At 48.1% G+C, this 1,741-nt stretch carries 1 protein-coding gene; it reads right to left on the bottom strand.

Translation table 11 applies throughout. From position 1 onward, the window contains the following. Nucleotides 1-1,663 (bottom strand): type IV secretory system conjugative DNA transfer family protein (locus E5329_RS28960; RefSeq protein ID WP_135992556.1); only part of this gene is annotated, 1,663 nt, incomplete at its 3' end. Nucleotides 1,664-1,741 lie beyond the last annotated feature (78 nt).

Below are 1,741 nucleotides of genomic sequence, written 5' to 3'. Positions count from 1 at the left end.
CAAGCGTCCAGGTTAAGCCGACAATTAGTGAGCCTAAGAGCCTGGCACTTTCTCCGCCAGTTAATCCTTTGTTAAGCGGAATCATGACAATCTTTCTCTTATAGAATAAATCTGTCAGTGAGAACTTAGGCTTTGCCTGTCCAAGTATGTTCCTAAGGCCCGGTCGTAAAGTTAGTTGACGAAGCTTATTGAGAACAGGGCTTATTTGCTGTCTTTTTTCGGTATCCCTTAGAGCCTCAAACTGCTCCCAAAAGGGGCGCAATGCTATGCGGTCTTTAACCTTGTTGGTAATTTTCTGCCTAAACCGCTCGTCAGTCAGAAGTGGCAACAGCCACAATAGGGTAGAATTCTCTGTCTCAACGAGGGTCAGGAGGGCTGCTGTTAGTACATCTTGAGTGTAAATTCCCCAACAATCACTAAAGATTTCTTTAAGCACAGAGAGAGTTGCATCCGCAATCAGCGAAGGGCTGCCATAATCCTTAAACGCCAATGGGTTAAACCCACAGGGGCAAGGATCGGATGGATCGATGATGACCACGTCGCCCATGCGTTTTTCGGGAATCCGTTCCAAAATAGATGTAATTAAATCTGCCTTAGGATCTAAAACCAATACACTTCTTCCGGCGGTAATATCCGCTAGAATCAGGTGTAACATAGCAGTCGACTTGCCGCTACCCGTCGGACCCAAGCATATCGTATGCTCAAGTGAGTCTTTTGGCGAGATGCTTAGCCGCTTCGGGTTTATTGCGTCCATGCTGACGGCAAAACTACGATCCATTTTCTGGTTAGTTGGGCTATAATACCATTGGGGCGGCAGGGTAAGCCTGGGGTGCAGACCCGGCGTTCCCGGCAGTTTTTCCTCCCCGGCAGGCAATAATAAAAAGTTTGCAAGTTCTCTTACTGACAGCTGCAAAGGAAAATGCCAAGGCACATGGGCGGAGTTGAGATCGTGCGATTTTATATTTTCTGTATGTATCCTTACCCCTGCGGATTCTAACACCTTGAATGCGCTGATGACACTTTGCAGACGGGCGCTGTTGTTTTCTCCGGTGATGCCGATACGGATAACGGCCTGGAAAATATGCTGCTCGGCTTTTTCCCGCACGGTTTTGCGGCTCTCGGCGGAAGCTTTTTGCACGTCTCCGAACAGGACTTGCAGCCAAGTAGCATTGGGATCAGCGAGGTTAGTTGGTACCGGGGAGGGGGCATAAGCCCTCCCCAATATGATTTGCACTACCATTTCTGTGCTATTCTTGTTTTCTGTCAGTGCCGCCAGTCCCGCCCGGATGACTGCCTCCGTAATGTCAGTCTTAAGCGAGAGCGTCGGATGGCTAATCTTCAGTTGTCGGGCAGTAGTAACAGCAGCACGTTTTTCTGTGCCAACTTCGTGGAACAGGATATCACCATGCGCCTTGATGGCTTCTTCAATATTTCTGATGTACCTTGCGGCGGCTCCAATGAGGTAACTTACTTTGCCGTTTTGACTGCGTACTTCCCAGATAACGGCTCCCCGTGATAATGCCGCTAGATGCGAGAGAACTTCCCACACGGCTTCCGTCTTATATGGCCGCGCCCATACTATTTCTTTAAAAACAAGGTCCTCTATTTGGTGCTTCAAAAATGCCCACTCCTTTCTTTTCTTTCTACCATTGTCCCAAATCATGTTTGTGTTTCCTGATACGGTAAATGATAATAACGACCATAACAACGATGGCAATGGCAAGCAGTATCGGCCAAACTT

Origin of the sequence: Petralouisia muris (genome assembly GCF_004793545.1) — a bacterium.
GTDB lineage: Bacteria > Bacillota > Clostridia > Lachnospirales > Lachnospiraceae > Petralouisia > Petralouisia muris.
This window is presented reverse-complemented; position numbering and strand designations above follow the sequence as displayed.